Source organism: Vibrio misgurnus, assembly GCF_029635775.1.
In the GTDB taxonomy this organism is placed as follows: domain Bacteria; phylum Pseudomonadota; class Gammaproteobacteria; order Enterobacterales; family Vibrionaceae; genus Vibrio; species Vibrio chanodichtyis.
The window spans coordinates 1,748,205-1,773,567 of the sequence record NZ_CP113241.1; the positions used below are offsets into that span (position 1 = coordinate 1,748,205).

The 25,363-nt window shown below is 47.7% G+C and carries 23 protein-coding genes; 17 read left to right on the forward strand and 6 right to left on the reverse strand.

Features of this window, described 5'->3' with window-relative positions:
- The first annotated feature begins 210 nt into the window (after positions 1 to 210).
- The 5 genes from miaB (at position 211) to lnt (ending at position 5,777) form a co-directional block, all read left to right on the forward strand.
- Complete coding sequence (miaB, locus tag OOK74_RS08030; protein ID WP_166014605.1) at positions 211 to 1,635, forward strand: tRNA (N6-isopentenyl adenosine(37)-C2)-methylthiotransferase MiaB; 1,425 nt, start codon at positions 211 to 213, stop codon at positions 1,633 to 1,635.
- A 67-nt stretch (positions 1,636 to 1,702) separates the two neighbouring features.
- Complete coding sequence (locus OOK74_RS08035) at positions 1,703 to 2,821, forward strand: PhoH family protein (protein WP_278182559.1); 1,119 nt, start codon at positions 1,703 to 1,705, stop codon at positions 2,819 to 2,821.
- Positions 2,818 to 3,282 carry an rRNA maturation RNase YbeY gene (ybeY, locus tag OOK74_RS08040; protein ID WP_274721217.1) on the forward strand — a complete coding sequence of 155 codons (465 nt, stop codon included), beginning with the start codon at positions 2,818 to 2,820 and terminating at the stop codon, positions 3,280 to 3,282. The genes OOK74_RS08035 and ybeY overlap by 4 nt, the downstream gene beginning before the upstream one ends.
- 69 nt (positions 3,283 to 3,351) lie before the next feature.
- Positions 3,352 to 4,224 (forward strand): CNNM family magnesium/cobalt transport protein CorC, encoded by an 873-nt coding sequence (gene corC, locus OOK74_RS08045; RefSeq protein ID WP_278182560.1) that lies wholly within the window; start codon positions 3,352 to 3,354, stop codon positions 4,222 to 4,224.
- A 38-nt stretch (positions 4,225 to 4,262) separates the two neighbouring features.
- Positions 4,263 to 5,777, forward strand: coding sequence for an apolipoprotein N-acyltransferase (lnt, locus tag OOK74_RS08050; protein ID WP_278182561.1), 1,515 nt, complete (start codon positions 4,263 to 4,265; stop codon positions 5,775 to 5,777).
- Positions 5,778 to 5,891: 114 nt separating this feature from the next.
- Here lnt and OOK74_RS08055 read toward each other — a convergent pair whose 3' ends face one another.
- Positions 5,892 to 6,362 (reverse strand): zinc ribbon-containing protein, encoded by a 471-nt coding sequence (locus tag OOK74_RS08055; RefSeq protein ID WP_278182562.1) that lies wholly within the window; start codon positions 6,360 to 6,362, stop codon positions 5,892 to 5,894.
- A gap of 173 nt (positions 6,363 to 6,535) precedes the next feature.
- On the opposite strand from OOK74_RS08055, the gene leuS reads away from it, so the two are divergent.
- The 12 genes from leuS (at position 6,536) to lipA (ending at position 19,207) form a co-directional block, all read left to right on the forward strand.
- Entirely contained in the window at positions 6,536 to 9,112 is a 2,577-nt protein-coding gene (gene leuS / locus OOK74_RS08060) for a leucine--tRNA ligase (protein WP_278182563.1), read from the forward strand.
- A gap of 170 nt (positions 9,113 to 9,282) precedes the next feature.
- Positions 9,283 to 9,900 carry an LPS-assembly lipoprotein LptE gene (locus OOK74_RS08065; RefSeq protein ID WP_166014598.1) on the forward strand — a complete coding sequence of 206 codons (618 nt, stop codon included), beginning with the start codon at positions 9,283 to 9,285 and terminating at the stop codon, positions 9,898 to 9,900.
- A 5-nt stretch (positions 9,901 to 9,905) separates the two neighbouring features.
- Positions 9,906 to 10,934, forward strand: a complete 1,029-nt coding sequence (holA, locus tag OOK74_RS08070) for a DNA polymerase III subunit delta (protein WP_278182564.1) — start codon at positions 9,906 to 9,908, stop codon at positions 10,932 to 10,934.
- A gap of 193 nt (positions 10,935 to 11,127) precedes the next feature.
- A complete protein-coding gene (gene rsfS / locus OOK74_RS08075; protein ID WP_166014596.1) occupies positions 11,128 to 11,445 on the forward strand; it encodes a ribosome silencing factor in 318 nt (105 codons plus the stop codon).
- 2 nt (positions 11,446 to 11,447) lie between these two features.
- On the forward strand, positions 11,448 to 11,918 hold the full coding sequence (gene rlmH / locus OOK74_RS08080) for a 23S rRNA (pseudouridine(1915)-N(3))-methyltransferase RlmH (RefSeq protein ID WP_166014595.1): 471 nt from the start codon (positions 11,448 to 11,450) through the stop codon (positions 11,916 to 11,918).
- 6 nt (positions 11,919 to 11,924) lie between these two features.
- Positions 11,925 to 13,817 (forward strand): penicillin-binding protein 2, encoded by a 1,893-nt coding sequence (gene mrdA, locus OOK74_RS08085; RefSeq protein ID WP_278182565.1) that lies wholly within the window; start codon positions 11,925 to 11,927, stop codon positions 13,815 to 13,817.
- Positions 13,817 to 14,938 (forward strand): rod shape-determining protein RodA, encoded by a 1,122-nt coding sequence (gene rodA / locus OOK74_RS08090; RefSeq protein ID WP_274721211.1) that lies wholly within the window; start codon positions 13,817 to 13,819, stop codon positions 14,936 to 14,938. The genes mrdA and rodA overlap by 1 nt, the downstream gene beginning before the upstream one ends.
- Positions 14,938 to 15,723 carry a septal ring lytic transglycosylase RlpA family protein gene (locus tag OOK74_RS08095; RefSeq protein WP_274721210.1) on the forward strand — a complete coding sequence of 262 codons (786 nt, stop codon included), beginning with the start codon at positions 14,938 to 14,940 and terminating at the stop codon, positions 15,721 to 15,723. The genes rodA and OOK74_RS08095 overlap by 1 nt, the downstream gene beginning before the upstream one ends.
- Before the next feature lie 90 nt (positions 15,724 to 15,813).
- Complete coding sequence (locus OOK74_RS08100) at positions 15,814 to 16,989, forward strand: serine hydrolase (protein WP_166014591.1); 1,176 nt, start codon at positions 15,814 to 15,816, stop codon at positions 16,987 to 16,989.
- A 143-nt stretch (positions 16,990 to 17,132) separates the two neighbouring features.
- Positions 17,133 to 17,411, forward strand: coding sequence for a DUF493 family protein YbeD (gene ybeD, locus OOK74_RS08105; RefSeq protein WP_166014590.1), 279 nt, complete (start codon positions 17,133 to 17,135; stop codon positions 17,409 to 17,411).
- A gap of 184 nt (positions 17,412 to 17,595) precedes the next feature.
- The gene (lipB, locus tag OOK74_RS08110) at positions 17,596 to 18,249 is read left to right on the forward strand and encodes a lipoyl(octanoyl) transferase LipB (RefSeq protein WP_274721209.1); all 654 of its coding nucleotides are present in this window, start codon (positions 17,596 to 17,598) and stop codon (positions 18,247 to 18,249) included.
- Positions 18,242 to 19,207, forward strand: a complete 966-nt coding sequence (gene lipA, locus OOK74_RS08115; protein ID WP_166014588.1) for a lipoyl synthase — start codon at positions 18,242 to 18,244, stop codon at positions 19,205 to 19,207. The genes lipB and lipA overlap by 8 nt, the downstream gene beginning before the upstream one ends.
- A 92-nt stretch (positions 19,208 to 19,299) precedes the next feature.
- Here lipA and glyA read toward each other — a convergent pair whose 3' ends face one another.
- The 5 genes from glyA to OOK74_RS08140 form a co-directional block, all read right to left on the reverse strand.
- The gene (gene glyA, locus OOK74_RS08120; RefSeq protein ID WP_278182566.1) at positions 19,300 to 20,550 is read right to left on the reverse strand and encodes a serine hydroxymethyltransferase; all 1,251 of its coding nucleotides are present in this window, start codon (positions 20,548 to 20,550) and stop codon (positions 19,300 to 19,302) included.
- Positions 20,551 to 20,897: 347 nt separating this feature from the next.
- Positions 20,898 to 21,323 carry a VanZ family protein gene (locus OOK74_RS08125; protein WP_166014586.1) on the reverse strand — a complete coding sequence of 142 codons (426 nt, stop codon included), beginning with the start codon at positions 21,321 to 21,323 and terminating at the stop codon, positions 20,898 to 20,900.
- A gap of 49 nt (positions 21,324 to 21,372) precedes the next feature.
- Positions 21,373 to 23,586 (reverse strand): exopolysaccharide regulatory tyrosine autokinase VpsO, encoded by a 2,214-nt coding sequence (gene vpsO, locus OOK74_RS08130; RefSeq protein ID WP_274721208.1) that lies wholly within the window; start codon positions 23,584 to 23,586, stop codon positions 21,373 to 21,375.
- A 24-nt stretch (positions 23,587 to 23,610) separates the two neighbouring features.
- Positions 23,611 to 24,132 (reverse strand): exopolysaccharide export protein VpsN, encoded by a 522-nt coding sequence (vpsN, locus tag OOK74_RS08135; protein ID WP_274721207.1) that lies wholly within the window; start codon positions 24,130 to 24,132, stop codon positions 23,611 to 23,613.
- Between the two features lie 6 nt (positions 24,133 to 24,138).
- Entirely contained in the window at positions 24,139 to 25,326 is a 1,188-nt protein-coding gene (locus OOK74_RS08140) for an outer membrane beta-barrel protein (protein WP_274721206.1), read from the reverse strand.
- Between the last annotated feature and the right edge of the window lie 37 nt (positions 25,327 to 25,363).

The window sequence follows — 25,363 nt, forward strand, 5'->3', positions numbered from 1 at the left end:
AGTGCTTCCAAGATTGCGACCTTTTTTACCGGGAAACCTAACGACGAATCAGAGCAAAACCCAATCGCCATAAGGGCAACAGAGAATGATGCCAATTACTAGTCAGTCGGTTTTTAAAGCAGTACAATACGCCGCTTACCGCCGAGAGGGCGGCTAGAATGTGAGCTAAAGCTCAAATGATTGAAGAACTATTGAACGAGCGAAAGTGTGATGAGTAAGAAACTGCTAATTAAAACTTGGGGCTGCCAGATGAACGAATACGATTCATCCAAAATGGCTGACCTGCTTAATGCTGCTAACGGCTATGAGCTGACCGAAATACCCGAGGAAGCAGACGTTTTACTCCTAAATACCTGTTCAATTCGTGAAAAAGCACAGGAAAAAGTCTTCCACCAACTTGGGCGTTGGAAAACGCTAAAAGATAAGAAACCCGGTGTAGTGATTGGGGTTGGTGGTTGCGTGGCGACTCAAGAAGGCGACTCGATTCGCCAACGTGCACCGTATGTCGATGTAATTTTTGGCCCGCAAACCCTACATCGTCTGCCTGAAATGATTCAGCGTTCACAAACCAGTTCTGCACCGGTGATGGATATCTCTTTCCCTGAGATTGAAAAGTTTGACCGCCTACCTGAGCCGCGAGCTGAAGGCCCGACAGCCTTTGTCTCGATTATGGAAGGCTGCTCAAAATACTGTACTTACTGCGTAGTGCCTTACACTCGTGGTGAAGAAGTGAGCCGCCCAGTCGATGACGTGCTGTTTGAAATTGCACAACTGGCTGAACAAGGCGTGCGTGAAGTTAACCTACTCGGCCAAAATGTTAATGCTTATCGTGGTGCAACGCATGATGGAGATCTCTGCTCTTTTGCTGAACTGCTGCGTTTAGTTGCCACCATTGACGGGCTTGATCGTATTCGCTTTACCACTAGCCATCCACTGGAATTTACCGACGATATTATTGCTGTGTATGAAGACACGCCTGAGTTAGTCAGCTTCCTGCACCTGCCGGTACAAAGTGGTAGCGATCGCATCTTAACTATGATGAAGCGACCACACACGGCGATTGAATACAAATCGATCATTCGCAAACTGCGTAAAGCACGCCCAGATATTCAGATCAGCTCAGACTTCATCGTTGGCTTCCCTGGTGAAACGGATAAAGATTTCCAAGACACCATGAAGCTGATCCGCGATGTGGATTTTGATATGAGCTTTAGCTTTGTGTTTTCGCCACGCCCAGGCACCCCAGCGGCAGATTATCCTTGCGATCTGTCGGAAGAGGTGAAAAAAGCACGCTTGTACGAGCTACAGCAACAGATCAACAGCCAAGCGATGCGTTATTCGCGCTTGATGCTCGGTACTGAGCAGCGAATTTTGGTCGAAGGTCCTTCGAAGAAAAACTTGATGGAGCTGTGTGGTCGTACTGAAAATAGCCGCTTTGTTAACTTTGAAGGCTCACCAGATCTGATTGGTCAATTTGTCGATGTAAAAATCGTGGATGTGTTTGCCAACTCGCTGCGTGGTGAATTAGTGCGTACCGAATCGCAAATGAATCTGCGGATTGCCACCTCACCTTCAGCAATGAAAGCCAAGACTCGCCGTGAAGATGAGCTTGGAGTGGCTACATTTACTCCTTAATCTCGTATACACTGTCGATAAATGTCCGGTCACAATCGGACATTTATTGGCATAGTGAGAGGCAAATTTGAGCAATAAAATTATAACCTTAGAAATCGATCTACACCCTTCTGATAACCAACGCTTAGCCAGCCTATGTGGCCCTTTCGATGATAACATCAAGCACCTCGAACGGCGCTTAGGGGTTGAAATCAATTACCGTGGCCATTTTTTTACCATCGTCGGCCAAACACATACTGCCGCTGCAGCACTGGATATTATTAAGACCTTATATGTGGCTACCGCGCCGCTGCGTGGTGAGATTACCGATATTGAACCTGAGCAAATTCACTTAGCGATCAAAGAGTCTGGCGTGCTGGAACAGCAGCATGAGTCAAGTATTCACTACGGCAAAGAAGTGGTGGTAAAAACCAAAAAAGGCGTGATCAAACCGCGCACCCCGAATCAAGCTCAATACTTGATGAATATGGTGACCCACGATATTACCTTTGGCGTTGGCCCAGCCGGCACCGGCAAAACTTATCTTGCGGTCGCCGCCGCAGTGGATGCACTTGAGCGCCAAGAAATCCGTCGCATTCTGCTCACCCGCCCTGCGGTTGAAGCGGGGGAAAAACTCGGCTTTCTGCCTGGCGATCTCAGCCAAAAAGTCGATCCTTACTTGCGGCCACTGTACGATGCCCTGTTTGAAATGCTCGGTTTTGAGCGGGTTGAAAAACTGATTGAGCGCAATGTGATTGAAGTCGCTCCCCTCGCCTACATGCGCGGACGCACCTTAAATGATGCGTTTATCATTCTTGATGAAAGCCAAAATACCACCGTAGAGCAGATGAAAATGTTCCTCACCCGGATTGGTTTTAATTCGCGAGCGGTGATCACTGGTGATGTGACCCAAATCGACTTACCACGCGGTGCAAAATCGGGGCTGCGCCACGCAATTGAAGTACTCAGTCAAGTCGAAGAGATCAGCTTTAACTTTTTCCAAGCTGAGGATGTGGTACGCCACCCAGTGGTGGCACGCATCGTCAATGCTTATGAACAGTGGGAAGCGCAAGATCAAAAGCAGCGTCAGCTACATGAGCAGCGCCGCCGTGAGGAGCGAGCAGCGGGGCTACTCAGTAGCGTCGTGAGCGAGACTTCACCAGCTCAGCCAACGTCATCTAACCCACATGAGTCGCACCTGTCATGAGTATCGAACTGGATTTACAATTTGCCGTCAGCGATCACCATGGGCTACCAAGCGCTGCTGATTTTGCCACTTGGCTAACCCACACCATTAGCCCATTTCAAGCCCAAGCTGAAGTAACGATTCGGATTGTCGATAGCGCGGAAAGTCATCAGCTCAATCTCAATTATCGCGGCAAAGATAAACCGACCAATGTGCTCTCTTTCCCATTTGAAGCTCCGCCGGGTATCGAACTTGATCTGCTCGGTGATTTGGTGATCTGTCGCCAAGTGGTTGAACATGAAGCGATTGAACAAAATAAACCTTTACAGGCTCATTGGGCGCATATGGTTGTACATGGTAGCCTGCATCTGCTAGGTTATGACCACATCGAAGATGATGAAGCCGAAGAGATGGAAGCACTGGAAACCGAAATTATGCAACAAATGGGCTTTAGTGATCCGTATCTGACCGAAAAAATGTAATCCTTATCGGCCAAGATAAGGCACATGTGAGCTATCACACTTCTGATAGCGTTAGTAAATTGAGACATAATGAACGACGACAATGCTCAAAATTCGGAAGGTCCGAGTAGAAAGTCCTTCTTTGAACGCCTAAGCCAACTTTTTCAGGGTGAGCCAAAAGATCGCCAAGAGCTGGTCGATGTGATCCGCGACTCTGAAATCAACGATTTGATTGACCATGACACCCGCGACATGCTGGAAGGGGTGATGGAAATCGCCGAAATGCGCGTACGCGACATCATGATCCCACGCTCACAAATGGTCACCATCGATCGTACCCACAATCTCGATAGCTTAGTCGCCATCATGACCGATGCGCAGCACTCACGTTATCCAGTGATCAGCGAAGATAAAGATCATGTGGAAGGCATTCTACTTGCGAAGGACTTACTCAAATATCTCGGCTCGAATAGTGCTCCATTCGATATCCAGCAAGTGATCCGCCCAGCGGTGGTCGTTCCGGAGAGTAAACGGGTTGACCGCTTACTCAAAGAGTTCCGTGAAGAACGTTACCATATGGCGATTGTGGTGGATGAGTTTGGTGGTGTTTCCGGGCTAGTGACTATTGAAGACATTCTGGAAGAGATCGTCGGTGACATTGAAGATGAATTTGACGATGAAGAGCAAAAAGATATCCGTCAACTGAGCAAGCACACTTTTTCGGTCAAAGCTCTTGCCACTATTGAAGAGTTTAACCACACCTTTGGCACCAAATTCAGTGATGAAGAGGTGGATACTGTCGGTGGTTTGGTGATGACCGCCTTTGGACACTTACCCGCCCGTGGCGAGGTGGTCGATATCGCAGGCTACAGTTTCAAAGTGATGGCAGCGGACAATCGCCGCGTGGTCGCCTTGCAAGTGACCGTGCCAGATCTAGAAACACTCTCGCATGCACAAGAATAACCCTCTCCGATGACTGAGCAACGGTAAATAACAACACGATGAACAGCCTATTATCTCATCGCCTAATGCGGCCGCTCGCGGCCGCTTTGGTTGGTGTGTTGACCCCGCTGGCTTTTGCCCCCTATCAAATTTGGCCACTCGCCTTAATCAGCCCCACTTTACTGCTGCTGCTGCTGCATCAACAAACTGCGCGGCGAGCAGCGATGATTGGTTATGCGTGGGGAATTGGGCAATTTGCCTTCGGGATCAGTTGGGTACATGTCAGTATCGACACCTTTGGCGGAATGCCTAAAATCGCTAGCCTGTTTTTAATGACCTTACTGGTCGGTTATCTCGCCCTTTATCCGGCACTTTTCGGCTGGCTGCTCAATCGCTGGTTTGCCAATAACTCGCGCAGCAAATGGTTAGGCGCAGTACCGGCATTATGGTTAATCACTGATTGGTTACGCGGTTGGGTGATGACCGGCTTTCCTTGGCTATGGCTTGGCTACAGCCAAATTGATAGTCCATTGGCTAACTTCGCGCCGATCGGCGGAGTGGAGTTGATCACCTTACTACTGCTGATCTGTGCCGGCAGTTGTGCTTATGCTCTGCTCAATCGCCGCTGGCTCACTCTCTTAATCCCGCTAATCATCTATGCCACTGGCTATGGCTTACAAGCGATCCAATGGGTCACTCCGCAAACCGAACGCAACACAACGGTCGCGCTGATCCAAGGCAACATTGAACAAGGCTTAAAATGGCTGCCCAACCAGCGCTGGCCAACCATCATGAAATACACCGATCTCACCCGAGAAAACTGGGATGCGGACATCATTATTTGGCCAGAAGCGGCAATCCCTGCACTGGAATCTGAAATTCCGTCATTCTTGCATAATTTAGATGCTGCGGCGCGAATCAATCAGAGTGCTGTGATCACCGGCATTATCAATCAAAATGATGACCAACAGTATTTCAATAGTGTACTGACCCTTGGCGTTACTCCTCACGAAGAGTATCGCTATGACCTAAGTCTGCGCTACCACAAATACCATTTGTTGCCATTTGGCGAATTTGTGCCATTTGAGGCGCTGTTAAGACCGCTCGCTCCCTTTTTTAATTTGCCGATGTCCTCGTTTAGCCAAGGCGAGTATGTACAGCCGAACCTGATTGCCAAAGGCTTCGCGTTTGCTGCCGCACTGTGTTATGAAATTATCTTTAATCAGCAAGTGCGTGACAATGTGACCGCTGAGACCGATTTTCTGCTCACGCTATCCAATGACGCTTGGTTTGGCCGCTCCATCGGTCCGATGCAACATATGGAAATTGCCCGTATGCGCGCATTAGAACTCGGTAAACCACTGATCCGTGCGACCAACAATGGCATTACCGCGATCACCGATCAACGTGGGCGGATTATCGCTCAACTGCCACAATTTGAAACTGGTGTATTAAGAGCCACAGTCACCCCAACTCGGGGCAGCACGCCTTATCATCAATTCGGCACCACACCGCTCTATCTTTGGGTCGGACTGGTTCTACTTTTGGCTGGCTGGCGACGTCGCCATGTATAGAACTGATACAAATATCAGCGCTGGCACGAATGTAAGCCTTGACACAAATGGGAAGCAGAGCTTCCCGTGATTGGTTTGGATCAGGTTGGGGTTTTCAATAGATCTAAGGTTGTGCTAAGGCTTAAGAGCTTGGCGGCTAAAAGCTTTTCCACCACATTGAGTACAAGGCTCGACCACCGTTGGGTGATTAAACTCGGTTTTGTGACCGCAGTGATCGCACACCAAGATCCCCAAGCCAATCATGTCACCGACTTGATACAAGCCTTGATGCTCCAAATCGGCAAACAGCTCTCGCCACTCAACCGTGGTGCGATCGGTAATATCCAATAACCCCTGCCAAATCGAGTTGGTGATCATCAGATAAAATGGGCCACTTTTGCTCTGCTCAACACGTTCCGAAAACTCTTTGAGATCGGCTTCGATATAAGCTGAGATTAAGGCGAGCTCATCTTTGGTTAAATCATTAACCGCATTCACATACTTGGCGGAAGATTGCACAATCTCATGCACACCATCAGAACTGTGTTTAAGGGTTTCTACCACCTCAGCCAATAAGGCTTCATAACTTGCTTTCTGTTTTGGCATATCTTACCTCTCTCAAGCCTGATGACTAGCGGATCATCCCCTTCCAACTTCAAGTTGCAGCTTCAAGTTGGGAGGGGATAGCTATTGTTGTAAACCCCTGCTTTCTGTATTCTATGCCGAACCGAAAGAGTTCGTTCCTACTGAACTCACAAATTCCAAGATGGATGTCATCGATGCAAGAGCAATACAACCCACAAGAGATTGAACACAAGGTTCAACAGCACTGGGACAACCACCAAACCTTCGTGGTTAGTGAAGACCCAAACAAAGAAAAATTCTACTGTCTTTCTATGTTCCCGTACCCAAGCGGCCGACTGCATATGGGTCATGTGCGCAACTACACCATCGGTGATGTAGTCTCTCGTTTCCAACGTCTGCAAGGCAAAAACGTACTGCAACCTATCGGTTGGGATGCGTTTGGTCTGCCAGCAGAAAATGCGGCGGTCAAAAACAATACTGCGCCAGCGCCTTGGACTTACGAAAATATCGAATACATGAAAAACCAGCTCAAGTTACTGGGCTTTGGTTATGACTGGAATCGTGAATTTGCCACTTGCCGCCCAGAGTACTACCGTTGGGAACAAGAGTTCTTCACTAAGCTGTTTGAAAAAGGCTTAGTGTACAAAAAAACCTCATCGGTTAACTGGTGCCCTAATGACCAAACTGTACTGGCCAACGAGCAAGTAGAAGATGGTTGCTGCTGGCGCTGTGATACTCCGGTTGAGCAAAAAGAGATCCCACAATGGTTTATTAAGATCACGGCCTATGCCCAAGAGCTGCTTGATGATCTGGATAACCTGGATGGTTGGCCTGAAATGGTTAAAACCATGCAGCGTAACTGGATTGGCCGCTCTGAAGGTGTAGAGCTGAAATTTGCCGTCAAAGGCGAAAGCACAGACCTTGAAGTGTATACCACACGCCCTGATACCTTGATGGGTGTGACCTACGTGGCAATCGCCGCAGGTCACCCTCTGGCCAGTAAAGCGGCAGCCAATAACCCTGCGCTCGCCACATTTATTGACGAATGTAAAAACACCAAGGTGGCCGAAGCTGAACTCGCGACCATGGAAAAGAAAGGCATGGCAACTGGCCTAACCGCTATCCATCCTTTAAACGGTCGTGAAGTACCGATCTACATCGCCAACTTCGTATTAATGGATTACGGTACTGGCGCAGTGATGGCTGTACCAGCTCATGACCAACGTGACTTTGAATTCGCGACCAAATACGGCCTAGATATCATCCCTGTGATTAAGCCTGCTGATGGCAGCGAGCTGGATGTGTCTGAAGCCGCTTACACTGACAAAGGTGTGTTGTTCGCTTCTGGCGAATTTGATGGTTTGGATTTTCAAGCCGCTTTTAACTCGATCGCGGCCAAATTGGCAGCAGAAGGCAAAGGCACTAAAACAGTTAACTTCCGTCTGCGTGACTGGGGCGTGTCCCGTCAACGTTATTGGGGTGCACCAATTCCGATGGTGACGACTGAAGATGGCCAAGTCCACCCAGTACCAGCAGACCAACTGCCTGTGATCTTGCCCGAAGATGTGGTGATGGATGGGGTAACCAGCCCAATCAAAGCCGATAAAGAGTGGGCAAAAACCACCTTTAACGGTGCGCCAGCCCTGCGCGAAACCGATACTTTTGACACCTTTATGGAGTCTTCATGGTATTACGCGCGTTACTGCTCACCACAAGCGGATGATATTCTTGATCCAGCCAAAGCCAATTACTGGCTGCCAGTCGATCAATACATCGGTGGTATTGAGCATGCGTGTATGCACCTGCTCTATTCACGTTTCTTCCACAAACTGCTGCGTGATGCAGGTTACGTGCAAAGCGATGAGCCGTTCAAAAAGCTGCTATGCCAAGGCATGGTATTGGCTGATGCTTTCTACTACACCAATGACAAAGGTGGTAAAGAGTGGGTTGCGCCAACTGAAGTCAAAGTAGAGCGTGATGGCAAAGGCCGTATCGTCTCGGCAGTGGATACCACAGGTCGTCAAGTTGAGCACTCAGGCATGATCAAAATGTCTAAGTCGAAAAACAACGGCATCGACCCACAAGAGATGGTCGACAAATACGGTGCTGACACGGTACGTCTGTTCATGATGTTTGCCTCACCTGCGGATATGACCCTGGAATGGCAAGAATCTGGTGTTGAGGGCGCTAACCGCTTCCTGCGTCGGGTTTGGAAACTGGTTCGTGAACATGCTGCGCTTGGCCAAGCTCCAGCACTGGATGCATCTGCTCTGAATGCAGACCAAAAAGCGCTGCGCCGCGATGTCCACAAAACCATCGCCAAAGTGACCGATGATGTCGCGCGTCGTCAGACTTTCAATACCGCTATCGCTGCGATCATGGAGCTGATGAACAAGCTGACTAAAGCACCAATGGCCGAAGCGCAAGATCGTGCGATTCTGGATGAAGCACTGAAAGCCATCACGCTGATGCTGTACCCGATCACTCCACATATCTGTTTCGAAATGTGGGTGGCACTCGGTCAAAGCAATATCGATACGGCAAGCTGGCCAACGTACGATGAAGCCGCACTGGTCGAAGATGAAAAGCTGATCGTGCTACAAGTCAACGGTAAACTGCGTGGCAAACTGACCGTTGCTGCTGATGCCACTCAACAACAAGTGGAAGCATTAGGCATGCAAGATGAGAACGTGCAGAAATTCACCGATGGTCTAACCGTACGTAAAGTGATTTATGTGCCGGGTAAACTGCTCAATATCGTAGCGAGCTAACTTAGCCTAGCGTAACCAATCAACCCGCCATTAGCGTAACCAATGAACTAATGGCGGGTTTTAAGGTCAGTAAACAGGAATCGTCCTGTGTATTTATCTCAGCTTATCGCATGATCAACGCTTGATAAGCTGAGATAAGTATTGTGCCTAATAATGAGACTGAAGCCTCCATGCCTACCCCTGTTGTTACTAGTTTGAAATGGTCACTTTTGGTATTGCTCACCAGCTTACTGACCGCGTGTGGTTTCCACTTACGTGGTGACTACAGTATTCCACAAGAGCTATCGAGCATGTCTTTAACCAGTTATGACCAATACAGCAGCTTTACACGCTTAGTTCATCGCCAATTACGTCTGAATAAGGTCAACTTACAAACCCCCGCCGCCGATGTGCCGAATTTACATCTGCTCAGTGAAAGTGTCGGCGAACGCACCTTATCGCTATACCAAAATACCCGCGCCGCAGAAAAAGAGCTGACCTTTCGAGCCTCTTATCGAGTAACCGTGCCTGAGCTAGGCAGCCGGACTTTTTCAACCAGCGTTACGCGTAGTTATCTAGATAACCCACTGACTGCACTGGCAAAATCTGTTGAACGCGACATGATTGAAGAAGAGATGCGCCGCTTGGCCGCTAGCCAAATTGTGCGCCAAATGGCACGTTTAAAAGCCGACTTCGCCCGTAAAACACTGGATGAGCAAGCCTTAGAACATGAAAACGCTCAGGCCGATTATCAGCTTGAGACTCAAGAATTGACGGAGCCAACCGCCACAGAAGGCCAAAGTGAGTAGTTTCGATGCGCATTTACGCTGAAAAACTGGCCGAGTCACTGCACAAAACCCTGTATCCGATTTACCTCGTATTGGGTAATGAACCGCTGTTGATCCAAGAAGCCAAAACCGCGATTGAAACCGCGGCCAAAGCGCAAGGATTTATCGAAAAACATCGCTTCAGCGCGGATGCCAGCTTAGATTGGAGCTCTGTCTATGATTGTTGTCAGGCTCTCAGCCTGTTTTCCAATCGTCAGTTAATCGAGCTGGAAATCCCAGAATCGGGCATCAACGCCGCGACAGCAAAAGAGTTAAACACCTTAGTAGGTCAGCTCCACGCGGATATTCTGCTGGTGGTGATCGGTCCTAAACTAACTAAGGCCCAAGAAAGTGCCGCTTGGTTTAAAACCCTGAGCCAAAACGCCTGTTGGGTCAATTGCCTCACTCCTGAGTTAAACCGCCTACCACAATTTGTGCAACAGCGCTGCTACACACTCGGCTTAAAACCGGACGCTGAAGCGGTACAAATGCTGGCACAGTGGCATGAAGGTAATTTGTTTGCACTTAGTCAAAGCCTAGAAAAATTAGCCCTACTCTACCCTGATGGCCGACTCACCTTAGTGCGTTTAGAAGAGTCACTAAGCCGCCATAACCATTTCACGCCTTATCACTGGATGGATGCCTTGCTTGAGGGCAAGGCTAACCGTGCTCAGCGCATCTTACGCCAACTGATGCTGGAAGAGAGTGAGCCAATCATATTGATCCGTAGTGCGCAAAAAGAGCTGATCCAACTGTTAAAATGGCAGCAAGAGCGCCAAACGCAGGGCAATCTCGGTGCTCTATTTGATCGCTATCGGGTATGGCAAAATCGTAGGCCACTTTATTCAGCAGCCTTGCAGCGATTACCCACTCATACACTGCACTCACTACTGAGCTTACTGGCACAAGCTGAATTACTGGCCAAAACACAATATCAACAACCGGTATGGCCAATCTTGCAGCAATTGAGTTTGCAATGCTGTGATCCTCAGGTAAAGCTGCCTTTGCCACACTAAAAGCGTGATATACTGCGCCGTTTATATACCCAAACAACTTGATGTTGCAGGTAGGCGGCAAGTGAGTAAGTCCCCATCAGCATAGACAAACTATGTGATTGGGATGAACGAACCTAGCCAACACCGCTACAGCTTCAAGTAAGAAGGGGATAAAAACTGTGGCTTTTATTAACTCAATTGAGAGGATATTCCCTTGCAAGCTGAAGCACTCAAAGACTTTCTTGCCGACAAAGCCGATGATATTAAAGCGGTGGATATCACCACGCTAGATGTTCAAGGTAAATCCAGCGTTACTGATTTTATGATTGTGTGCACCGGCACCTCAAAAACCCATGTTACCTCGATTGCTGAACATGTTGCCAACCAAGCCAAACTTGCTGGTCTAACCCCACTTGGCATCAATGGTGAAAATGAAGGTCAGTGGGTGGTGTTAGATATGGGCAGCGTGATGCTGCATGTGATGCAAGCATCGCAACGCGAACTGTATCAACTGGAAAAACTCTGGGGCTAAGTGTGAAAATTCAACTGATCGCGGTCGGTACCAAAATGCCGAAATGGGTTGAAGAGGGCTTTCAAGAATACCGCCGTCGCTTCCCGCATGATATGCCACTCGAATTGGTAGAGATTACCGCGGGTAAACGGGGTAAAAATGCCGATATTGCGCGCATTTTGCAAAAAGAAGGCGAAGCGATGCTCGCTGCGGTACCGAAAGGTAATCGCATCATTACCTTGGATATTCCCGGTAAACGCTGGGATACCGAGGAGCTTGCGCAACAACTGGAAAGCTGGAAACACGATGGCCGCGACGTTTCGATTTTGATTGGCGGGCCAGAAGGACTTGCTCCTGCTTGCAAAGCCGCGGCGGATCAAAGTTGGTCACTTTCACCGCTCACCCTACCTCATCCATTGGTCAGAGTCGTGATGGCGGAAAGCTTATATCGTGCTTGGAGCATCACAACTAACCACCCTTATCATCGAGAATAGCGTGCCATGCGACACCAGCATTCCCCAATCCGCGACCATCAAGCCGAAACGCAGCTGTTTCGTAATCGCGCTATCGTCTCTTTCTTGGCGATTTTGCTGTGTATGGGGCTGCTGGTCACTAACTTGTATCATATCCAGATCAACCAGTATCAAGATTATAAAACCCGCTCCAATGATAACCGAATCAAAGTGGTGCCGATTTCACCGAATCGCGGACTGATTTTTGATCGTAATGGGGTATTGCTGGCGGAAAACCGTCCCGTCTTCAACTTAGAGCTGACCCCAGAAAAAGTGCCCAATATGACGGAAACGATTGAGCGCTTACAGCAGATCCTCGAAATTAGCCCAGAAGCACTGGCCGCTTTTGAAAAAGAACGCCGCCAAACACGGCGTTTTAACTCGGTACCATTACTGACTCAGCTCACCGACGAGCAAGTGGCTAAATTTTCGGTCAATCAGCACAAATTTCCCGGCGTTGCAGTTAGCGCTAACCTAAAACGTTATTATCCATATGGCGAAGTGCTGACTCATGTGATTGGCTATGTGTCACGCATTAACGATAAAGATCTGGAGCGCTTAGAGCGAGAAGATAAAAAAGCCAACTATCAAGCCACACGTGATATTGGCAAGCTGGGCATTGAACGTTACTACGAAGATTTGCTGCATGGCACTGCCGGTTATCAGGAAGTGGAAGTCAATAGCCGCGGGCGGGTGATCCGTACGCTAAAATATGTTCCGCCTATCCCCGGGCAAGATATTGTGCTCAACCTCGACATTGAGCTACAACTCTACGCTTATCAATTATTAGATGGACGCCGTGGCTCTGTGGTTGCACTCGATCCACAGGATAATGGTGTACTGGCGATGGTATCGAGCCCAAGCTATAACCCCAACTCGTTCGTACATGGTATTTCCGCCAAGGCTTACAATGAATTACTCAATGATACACGCCGCCCGTTGGTGAATCGTACCACGCTGGGGATTTACCCACCTGGTTCAACGGTTAAGCCCTTTATCGCCGTTTCAGCACTGCAAGACGGCGTCATCACCCCAAATACCACGCGTAACGATCCCGGCTATTGGCGCATTCCTAATACCGATACGCGCCCTTTCCGTGATTGGCTACGCTGGGGACATGGTCGAGTTGATATCATCAAATCCCTTGAAGAGTCGGTGGATACCTTCTTCTATCAAATCGCCTACGATATGGGGATCGATAAACTCTCCAGTTGGATGATGCGTTTTGGTTTTGGTGAATTTACCGGCATTGATATTTACGAAGAGAGTAAGGCCAATATGCCTACTCGGGAATGGAAAATGGCCCGCCATAAAGTGCCATGGTACCAAGGTGATACGATTCCGGTTGGCATTGGCCAAGGCTATTGGACCGCAACCCCGATGCAAATTGCCAAAGCCACCTCGGTGTTAGTCAATCATGGTGCTGTCACTGCACCTCATCTATTGCGTGCTACCATTGAAAACGGTGCCCAATTTGCTAGTCAGCGGGATATTTCTTACACCACCTATCCGCCGATTGATGGGGTGCCAAAACGGTATTGGGAGATGGCGATCCAAGGCATGCACTTGGTTAACCATGGCGCGAAAGGTACTGCGCGACGCGCTTTTCAAAATATGTCTTATCCTACAGCGGGCAAATCCGGTACTGCGCAAGTGTTTGGTTTGGCTGATGGCCAAAAATACAACGCCAGCGAATTAGCGGAACATCTACACGACCACGCTTTATTTACTGGTTTCGCTCCGGTGAATGATCCCAAAGTGATCGTCACATTGGTTCTCGAACACGGCGGTGGCGGTTCAAGCAATGGTGGCCCAGTGGTCCGTCAGATCTTCGATCGGGTGATTTTAGGTAACAGTGTGACACAAGAGGCACAACAATAATGAAGATGGATCCCTCTACCGGACAAAATCGGGTGCTGTTTGAGCGTTTTCATCTCGATTTACCGCTGTTAATTGGTGTCTTAACCCTGATGGGATTTGGGCTAGTAGTGATGTATAGTGCCAGCGGGCAAAGCATCGCTATGATGGATCGCCAAGCGATGCGTATGGCGATGTCACTGGTGGTGATGGTGCTGCTCGCACAAATTTCACCTCGCACTTACGAAAGTGCTGCACCAATACTGTTTTTCTGTGGGGGGGTACTGCTAGTGTGTGTACTGCTGTTTGGAGAAACCTCCAAAGGTGCACAGCGTTGGCTTGACCTTGGTTTTGTCCGTTTCCAACCCTCAGAATTGCTCAAACTGGCGGTTCCGCTGATGGTGGCACGTTATATCGGCAAACGCGCTCTGCCGCCCTCGTTAAAAACCTTAGCAGTTTCACTACTGATGGTGTTTGTACCGACTATCTTGATTGCGAAACAACCCGATCTAGGTACCTCAATTCTGATTGCCGCATCCGGCATTTTTGTGATTTTTTTAGCCGGGATCAGTTGGAAGCTGATCACGGCTGCGGCCATTTCCGTGGGTGCTTTTGTGCCTGTACTGTGGTTCTTTTTGATGCACGAATACCAAAAAGTTCGGGTACGCACGCTGTTTGACCCAGAATCCGACCCACTCGGAGCGGGCTATCATATTATCCAAAGTAAGATTGCGATTGGATCGGGCGGGTTATCCGGCAAAGGCTGGCTACATGGCACGCAATCGCAACTGGAATTTCTTCCTGAACGACATACTGACTTTATCTTTGCAGTAATTGCTGAAGAATGGGGTATGATCGGCATCTTAGCGCTGTTGAGCCTATATTTATTTATTATTGGCCGCGGGCTGTACTTAGCTAGCCATGCCCAAAATGCCTTTGGGCGCATGATGGCGGGCAGTATCGTACTCAGCTTCTCTGTGTATGTGTTTGTTAACATAGGCATGGTAAGCGGAATTTTACCTGTGGTAGGCGTACCGCTACCGCTGATTAGTTATGGTGGGACTTCAATGGTGACTCTGATGGCCGGTTTCGGTATTTTGATGTCCATTCATACCCATCGTAAGGCGTTTTCGAAGACACTTTAATGAACCGATTTTATTTATACACCTTGCTTATTTTCATTTTGGCTGGATGCAGCTCTTCCAGTGGCCGCTACGAGATGTCGGATGATAAAGCACCAGATAAACCACTGTCAGTTGAGCATATTGAAGATGCTCATCCACAGTATGAGCCGTATAGCTTAGGCGGCAATAAAAACTACAACCTGCGCGGTAAGAGCTATAGCATTATTAAAGATCCCAAAGGCTTTGCCGAAAGCGGTAAAGCCTCTTGGTATGGTAAAAAGTTTCATGGTCACCGCACCTCAAATGGTGAAATTTACGACATGTATTCGATGACGGCTGCGCATAAAACCCTGCCGATCCCGAGCTATGTAAAAGTGACCAACACCGATAATGGCAAAACCACCATTGTCCGAGTCAATGATCGCGGTCCGTTCCATGACGGACGAGTGATTGATCTTAGCTATGCGGCCGCCTACAAAATTGGCGTAGTACAAGCTGGCACGGCCAATGTCAAAATTGAAGTCATCAGTGTCGACAAGCCAACAGCCCCGCGCCCGAAAATTAATGCGCTTGAATATGTGATTCAGGTGGTTTCATCACAACATGTTGAACGGGTGCGAACTTTAGCGCAGAACTTAGGTCAGAACTTATCGGTGCCAAGCTTTGTGGAAAGCGCAGACAGCCATCATCGCTTGTACCTTGGCCCCTTTACTGACGATGATCTAACCCAGAATTTACTTGAACAAGTAAAATCTGCTGGTTACGACAGCGCATTTATTAAAACGCTTAATAAACGCACTCAATAATAACTCAAACCAGACTTGATCATCCGCGTCTGGTTTGAGAGGTTATTTTTGTTAAGATTACGGACACTTAAGTAGAACTAAGCATTCACCATGAAAAAATTAATCCTAAAATCTGGGTTAGCGTCTTCGATTACGCTCGCCATCTCATTAAGCAGCAGCGCATTAGCCTCTCCGATCGTGGTTCCTGATGCACCACAAATTGCCGCCAAAGGCTATGTGTTGATGGATTATCATTCAGGTAAAGTGTTAGCGGAAAAAGAGAGTAATACCAAACTTTCTCCGGCCAGCCTGACCAAAATGATGACCAGCTATGTGATTGGGCAAGAGCTCCAACGTGGCAATATTTCACTCAATGATGATGTAACGATCAGCAAAAATGCTTGGGCGAAAAACTTTCCTGACTCATCGAAAATGTTTATTGAAGTCGGAACCACAGTAAAAGTCAGCGATCTTAACCGTGGCATTATTATTCAGTCCGGTAACGATGCGTGTGTCGCCATGGCTGAACACATTGCCGGAACCGAAGATGCGTTTGTCGATCTGATGAATGCTTGGGCTAGCTCGTTGAATATGAAAAATTCCCACTTCACCAACTCACATGGTTTGGATGATGCGAATTTATACTCAACCCCTTATGACTTAGCGCTACTTGGCCAAGCACTGATCCGAGATGTACCGGATGAATATGCCATTTATGCGGAGCAAAAATACACCTACAACGGTATCACCCAATATAACCGCAACGGCTTACTGTGGGATAAAAGCATGAATGTGGATGGGATCAAAACCGGACACACCAGTGGCGCGGGTTATAACCTAGTGAGCTCAGCGACTGAAGGGAGCATGCGTTTAGTGGCTGTGGTGATGGGTACCGACAGTGAAAACGCCCGCAAAGCAGAAAGTAAAAAACTGCTCAGTTATGGCTTCCGCTTTTTTGAAACCGTAGCGCCACATAAAGCTGGCGAAACCTTTGTCAACGAAACCATCTGGATGGGTAGCCAAAATACCATCGCGCTCGGCGTGGCAGAAGATACTTATGTCACCCTACCTCGCGGCCAAGCCAAAGATCTCACCGCCAGCTTTGTGCTGGAAAAAGAGCTTAAAGCACCACTGAAAAAAGGTGATGTGGTCGGGACGCTTTACTATCAACTCTCTGGCAACGATCTAGTGCAATACCCACTGATGGCGCTGGAAGATGTAGAAGAAGGTAGCTTATTTAATCGTCTGTGGGACTACTTGGTACTGCTGTTTAAAAGCTGGTTTTAAGTGAACCCTATCCTAGCTTGAGTGCATATCGATTCAACACTAAACAAAGCCGCCTAGTGCGGCTTTTTTGTGCGCTTGAGATCACATCGGAATGGCTGTAGTATTTCGTCCCGTTTTTCCAATGCTCAAACTGGAGTGTCACTATGCTCAACATCAACTCTGATGCGAAATTAAAAGATTTGCTCGAATTTCCATGTTCCTTTACTTACAAGGTCATGGGATATGCTAAACCTGAGCTACCAGAACGGGTGTTAGAAGTGATTCAGCGCCACGCTCCTGGTGATTACAGCCCACGAGTCAAACCAAGCGCAAAAGGTAACTATCATTCCGTATCAGTGACCATTCACGCGACCTCGATCGAACAAGTGGAAATCCTCTATAAAGAGCTAGGTGAAATCGATATTGTGCGTATGGTGTTGTAAACCTCGTCATTATTTTATTTGTTAAAATATTATTGGAAGCAGCTTCGGCTGCTTTTCTTTATTTTTCATCAAGTTAATTAGCCACCCCCACCATAACATCAAAAAGATGCCGCAGATAGGTAGTTGATTATGCACAAGCAGTTTATAATCGAAATACTTTACATATCTCAGATGGATGTGCTTGATGGAAAATCAGTTGTTAGTGAGATACCTTGGTAAGCAGGATTACACGCCCGTTTGGCAGGCGATGCACCACTTCACCGATCAGCGTAGCTCAACAACGCGCGATGAAGTCTGGCTGGTCGAGCACCATCCAGTGTTTACTCAAGGACAAGCTGGCAAAACTGAACATCTATTAAATACTGGTGATATTCCAGTGCTGCAAAGTGATCGTGGTGGGCAAGTCACTTACCATGGCCCCGGGCAATTAATCGCCTACGTATTAATTGATCTGCGCCGTAAACACCTCGGGGTTCGTGAACTGGTCACTAAGATTGAACAGTTAGTCATTAACACCTTACAAGACTACCAGATTGATTCTGCTGCCCGCCCTGATGCGCCTGGGGTTTATGTACAAGATAAAAAAATCTGTTCATTAGGTTTGCGTATCCGCAAAGGCTGCTCATTCCATGGGTTGGCATTGAATATTCAGATGGATCTTAGCCCTTTTCAACGCATCAACCCTTGTGGCTATCCCGGCATGGAGATGGTGCAAATCAGCGATTTTGATCGCTCGGTTGACCTCGAAGCCGTAGCACAACTATTAATCCAAAACCTCGTTGCTCAACTAGACTACGAGCAAGTCGAATTCAGCACAGAAGCCTATAATTATGAGTAAACCAATTCAGATGGAAGCCGGCATTAAGTATCGTGATGCCGCCAAAATGGCCTTAATTCCAACCAAAAATATGCCGACAGAGCCGCAAGAAATTCTGCGCAAGCCGGAATGGATGAGAATAAAGCTGCCCAGCGACAGTCAACGCATCCAAGACATCAAAGCCGCGATGCGTAAAAATAGCCTGCACTCAGTGTGTGAAGAAGCTTCGTGTCCCAACTTGGCGGAATGTTTTAACCATGGTACCGCCACGTTTATGATCCTTGGTGCCATCTGTACTCGACGCTGCCCGTTCTGTGATGTGGCCCATGGCCGCCCAAATGCGCCGGAAGCGCAAGAGCCGCAAAAACTAGCACAAACCATTCGCGATATGCAGCTCAAGTATGTGGTGATCACCTCAGTAGATCGTGATGATTTACGTGATGGTGGCGCGCAACATTTCGCTGCGTGTAACCGTGAAATTCGCCAGTTAAATCCACACATCAAAATTGAAACCCTAGTGCCAGATTTCCGAGGCCGGATGGATGTTGCCTTAGCCGCGCTGCAAGATAATCCACCGGATGTGTTTAACCATAATTTAGAAACGGCGCCACGCTTGTATCGTAAAGTGCGCCCGGGGGCAAACTACAAGTGGTCGCTAGAATTACTGCGCCAATTTAAACAGCAGCACCCGCATATCCCGACTAAATCAGGGCTAATGATGGGCTTAGGTGAAACCAAGCAAGAGATCATTGAAGTACTGCAAGACTTACGTGCCCATGGGGTAACCATGTTAACACTCGGCCAATATTTAGCACCAAGCCGCCACCATTTACCGGTTGAGCGCTATGTTCCCCCTGCTGAGTTTGATGAACTAAAAGCCATCGCACTGCAACTCGGCTTTACTCATGCGGCATGCGGCCCGTTTGTGCGCTCTTCTTATCATGCGGATTTGCAAGCCAAAGGGTTAGAAGTTAAGTAGTAAAAACCATTGCGCTTCTAAGTAAGATAAAAAGTAGAAAGCCTGCAAAAATGCAGGCTTTCACTTATCGCAGTATCTGTTCGACTGACCGCTTACGCATAAACGGGTAAACGTTGGCAGATCGCCAGCACTTTTTGCTTGGTCGCTTCAATTACCGCAGCATCATTGATGTTATCGAGCACATCACACATCCAGTTAGCCAGATCTTGTGCATCTTGCTCGGTAAAGCCACGACGGGTGATCGCCGGTGTACCTACGCGGATGCCAGATGTCACAAATGGACTGCGTGGATCATTTGGCACCGAGTTTTTGTTAACCGTGATGTTCGCTGCACCGAGTGCGGCATCCGCATCTTTGCCGGTAATGTCTTTATCGATCAGATCGACCAAAAACAGGTGATTCTCGGTGCTGTTCGAGACAATTTTATAGCCGCGAGCTTGGAACTGCGCCACCATCGCCTTAGCATTTTTGACTACGCGCGCTTGATAAGCTTTGAACTCAGGCTCCATCGCTTCTTTAAATGCCACTGCTTTGGCCGCAATCACATGCATCAGTGGGCCACCTTGGCCGCCAGGGAAAACCGCAGAATTCAGTTTCTTATACATCTCTTCGCCAGCATTTGACAAAATCAAACCGCCGCGTGGACCAGCCAAAGTTTTATGGGTTGTTGTGCTCACCACATGAGCAAATGGTACGGGTGTTGGGTAAACCCCAGCCGCGACCAAACCAGCAACGTGCGCCATATCGACAAATAGATAAGCACCGACTTTATCGGCAATAGCACGCATCCGCTTCCAATCAACGATTTGTGAGTAAGCCGAGAAACCACCGATGATCATCTTAGGTTTGTGCTCTAACGCTAACGCTTCCATTTCGTCGTAGTTGATTTGGCCAGCTTCATCAATGCCATAAGGAATGATGTTGTAATGCTTACCAGAGAAGTTCACTGGCGAACCGTGGGTTAAGTGGCCACCGTGCGCAAGGCTCATACCAAGCACAGTATCACCTGGGTTAAGTAGCGCCATATACACTGCGCTGTTCGCTTGAGAGCCAGAGTGCGGTTGCACGTTGGCATATTCACAGCCAAACAGTTGGCAAGCACGTTCAATCGCCAAAGCTTCCGCTTTATCAACAAACTCACAGCCGCCGTAGTAACGCTTGCCAGGATAACCTTCCGCATACTTGTTGGTCAGTTGAGAACCTTGTGCTTGCATTACACGCGGGCTGGTGTAGTTTTCTGAAGCAATGAGTTCAATATGTTCTTCTTGGCGAAGAGTCTCTTCTTGGATAGCCGCGTAAAGCTCCGGATCGTAATCAGCGATGTTCATATCACGCTTAAGCATCTGTATCTCCTGACTCAGATTTGACTGAAATTGCAAAAAAACCACACAACGACTCAACGCAAACGTTTTCGTCATCACTTTATGCAACGCATTCTACATAATTTGATCTTTATCATAAAGCCTAATTAGCGGAATTTATTATGCAGTTTTTTCATAACGCCAGAGACTACCTGCATGTTTAACCACGTAAACATGGTTAAATATACCCAAACAACTTGGAGTTGCAGCTAGGCGGCAAATGAGTGAGTCCCCATGAGCATAGGCAAACTATGTGATTGGGGTGAACGAACGTCGCCAACACCGCTGCAGCTTCAGGTAGGAAGGGTATGGCCTAGAAGCCGGATAGCTTAATGAACAGCAACCGGCTTACGTTGCCGCCATCCTACCCAAAAAGCGTTGCATAAACTTGCGCTCATCACCCCCATCAAGCTGGCCAAAATATCTAACAGGCTAAAAGTCCGTAACGGTGCAAAAGCTTGCAACGCTTCATCCACCATACAACCGATCGCGACAATCCCTCCCGCGAACAGTACACCTTGATAACTAGCGTAGGTCGCCGAAAGCACCCGATAAACAACCAAGGTTAAACTCAGGGCTAATAATGCATGCAGGTGTAAATCGCTGCCAACCATAAGCTCCAACTGTTTCACGTAATCAGCATGCCAACCGAATGATTTCAGCCCTGAAGCCAATGCGGTCATTAGTGCTAATCCCCACAACAGCAGCATAGAAACTGGACGCTGCTCAATTAGCGCACGCAATACATGCCACATTCGCTTCCCCTGATTGAAAACCAACAAACTTTTTTTTTCACTTTGGCTTCTACTCGCGCGCACTCGCTTTACCGTAATCAGCATAATAAGCTTGAGGATGATAGTAACCGCTATAGCGTGAGGCTTGTTTAGCATTCAAGCGATTGAGGATCACCCCATCAATACGACTGGCTTGATGAGTCAATTTCCCCACTACATCACGCACCATCGGTGTGCGAGTATGATGAGCATCAATCACTAAAATCACCGAATCAACGTATTTGGCCAGCATAAAGCTGTCGCTTACCGCTAAACAGGGTGGAGTATCAATCACGATTTGTTGATATTGAGTACGTAATTGCGTTAACCAGTGGCTGAATTTCGAAGATGACAGCAACTCTAACGGATTCGAGGTATAAACCCCCGCCGTGAGGATATCTAGCCCAGATTGCTGATCATGATATATACAATCTGCAAGACTATGGGTCCCGGTTAACAAATTAGTGATACCCGGCTGTGCACCGGAGATCCCAAACCGATGAGCAACCGCTGGCTTGCGTAAATCGCAGTCAATCAGCAGCGTCTTCTCCATTTGAGCTAAAGATAAGGCTAAGTTAATACTGGATAGCGTTTTACCCTCGCCCGGTATACAGGAGGTCAACATCACCACATGCTGCCCCTGATTAACATGAGCCAGTAAATAACTGGTGCGGATAGTACGCACCGCTTCGGTGAGTTGATGTAAGCCCGCATCAAAATACGCTTTGGCATCTAATTTAGCACGCCGTTTACCAATCATTGGGATCACCCCTAATAAACTCAGCGCCAGCTGTTTCTCTACTTGCTTAATATCGGTGAAAGTGTCGGACATCGCATCAGAAATAAATGCCAACACACACCCAAAACCAAACGATGCCACCCACGTCAACAGCACAATCAGCTTTTTGTTCGGCTTACTCGGCGCTAACGGTGGGCTCGCTTGGTCAGTAAAGCGGGCAATAGTGGTATTAAAATCCCCTGAAGCACTGGTTTCTTTTTGGCGAGCTAAGAATAGATCAAACAGCTCACGGTTAGTTTGCACTTCACGTTTGAGTTCTGAAAATTTGGCATTTTTGACGGTTAGAGTTTGAAACTCTGATTTACGCTGCTTAAATTCCGCCTGCAGTGCCAGCTCCGCTTGTTTTGCGCCCTGTAACTCATTGTTGATACCATTAAGTAGTTGCCTAAGCTCAGCGCGCAGATTGCTACGCACCGCATCTAGCTGTGCCTGCGCCGATTTCAATCTCGGGTGTTTCGGACCATAACGCTTAGAAAATTCAGAGACTTTACGCTCAGCATCGACCTCTGCTACCTTCAAATCTCGAATGGTCGGATGGTTGGAAATTTCTGGAATGGATGAGAGTGCAGTGATATCGCGATCATTTTTGCTATAGCTGCTAGCGACCAAATACAGGGTTTCTGCGGCAACACGACGATCGCGCGCTCGGTTCATCTGTGAAGTCAGCTCTTCCAGCCCCTGGGTTGCTAAGCCTTCCACGCCTTGCACATCTACTAAACCTTCGGCTTGTAAAAATGCCTGCAGTTGAGTCTCGGAACTGCGCATTTTTTCACGCAGCTCTTCCATACGCGTATTGAGCCAAGTGTTGGCTTTTAATTCCACTTCCAACTTGGCTTCCAGATGACTATCCATATAAACCCGAGCGATTTCATTAGCGATGTTAGCCGCTAATTGAGGATCTCCCGCGGTATAGTAAATATTGACCAACTGCGTTTTACGGATAGGAACAATCTCCATACCCAGCTTGAACTTATATAACACTAGGCGATTTTGACGATATGCCAACTGTTCTGGATCTTGCTCCACATTTTGTGACTTGAAGCGGTTAAGTATCGGTAGCCACTGCAAGATCTGCTCTTTTAACTCGGATAAACGATTATTTTGCGGAGTAAGGTCGAATTCAGAGTGGCTCTGTAAAGCCAAACGCTGAATGACCTGCTCTGCAATCGCATCCGATTTAAGAATTTCAATTTGAGTTAAATAGTATTCCTGACTTTTGGTATCGAGCCCATATACCTCTTCAATCGATACCGCTTTCGCTTGTGTCGATTCAATCAAAATCGTGGCACGAGCGGTGTACTCTGAACGCATTGAGAGCACGAGCAATAAGCTTATTGTGGTGACTAAAGTTGAAAACAGCAAAATTCGCCATTTGTAGCTAAGCAGCACATTGAAATACTGACGAATATCAATGACTTCTTCTTGAGTGAATTGTTTACCTGCCATCTTGTGTACCGTTACACCCTAAAATTAAAAGAAGCTTTCGGAGACAGTCAATATGTCACCCGGTTGAAGTTTACTCAGTAACGTGACTTTGAGTGGTTTTGCCTCAAGATCATCGTTATTAGCAATAAATAGATTGGTTTTTGAGGCGCGTTCAGTGAATCCCCCCGCGATAGTGATCGCTTGATTAACTGTCAAACCGGGATGGTATGGGTAGCTACCGGGCTTCATCACTTGGCCATTCACAAAGAAAGGGCGATATTCGAGGATAGATACCGACACATTCGGATTAAGCAGATATCCATCCTGCAAACCATCATGAATCTCAGTTTTGACCTGTTCTAAGGTTTGACCTTTCAAACTAATTTTGCCAAGAAATGGATAATCCAACGTACCATTGTCACTGACCCGAGTTTCAAAAGAGAGCTCGGGTTCGTCATAGACTTGGATCCGAATTTGATCGCCAACCCCCAAACGATAAAAACCATCATTGGCTATCGCCAGAACTGGCAGTAACAAGCAGAGCACAAAAGAGAATAGAGACTTCATAGTGGGTTACATCACACCGTAAATGGACAGTAAATAAACATTTTGACTATAGCTGAGTCGATCAAAACTAGCGTCTTTGCTTTCGCGGCCAACCCCAACGTTAAAGGTTAACCAGCGCCGAAAATCATAACTGAGATTTAAACTCGCCTTGGTGGTTTGGTCTTCACGCTCAGAAACGGTGTAGGCTTCATCAAGTTGAGTCCATTGCGCGACAGTCTGCCACTTGGCATTCCAATTGTGCGACCAACTGGCTTGATAGGTTTGCGCATCGATGGCATCGCCGTCACCATCGGCGTCTGTCGAGCGGCGATGCGTCAACAGTTGCAATGCTGAATAGGTGCGAATTTGGTAAGTCACATCGACATCCCACGATAGAGAATCAAAATCCTTGCGGCTGGTGGCAACAAACTCTCTTTGCTGATAACCCAGTTTGGCACTGCCTTGCAATTTACCGGTGGCATCCCAAAACGCACCAACGTAAGCAAAGTAATGATCATTATCTTTACTACTGGACTTCGGCTCCACTAGGTCATAGCGACGCGAGTTGGCGATCACCTGTGCAATCAATGAAGTGCGTGGCCAAGCCTGATAGTAAAAGGTCGAATTAAAACGCCACTCCTCCCAGTCCTGATATTGGGTAATCGTTCGGTTATTTTGATAACGAAAATCCTGCCAACCTAGATTGGTCTCAACACGACCTACCGCTTGGGTAGCACCAAAACTATAGCCAAAATTAAGTGTATGGCTATCATACTGGTTATACGCTAGGCCAAACGTAGTATCGTTATCACCACGTCCTTCATGGGCTAATGCTAAGTGATATTGCACAGCGAAACGGTGACGTGAATTCAACGGCCACTGGCTAGAAAGCTCGAGAAAATGGTCGGTAAAGTTATCTTGCTCGGAGCTAAAATAGCGCCCATTACGTAACCGATAGCTAACTTCAGTTTGATTGCCTTGCGGCTCAAACCTTAACCCGACTCCGGGTTCAATAATCGTAAAAGCGGAGCTATCTTGCTGGCGGTGAGATTTCGCTAAATTGTCGTTGTAACCACTGGTTAAATTAAGCTGCGGTACTATCGCCACCCCTGACGCGGTCACGATCGGGTTCGGAGTTGGCTTCGCCTCCGCCAACGGCACATAACATAGCGCCTGTATCACTAAACTGGCGGTCACCACAGATGTCAGTCTCATCACTTCCCTTTGCTTACCTTTATTGCATTCCATATTG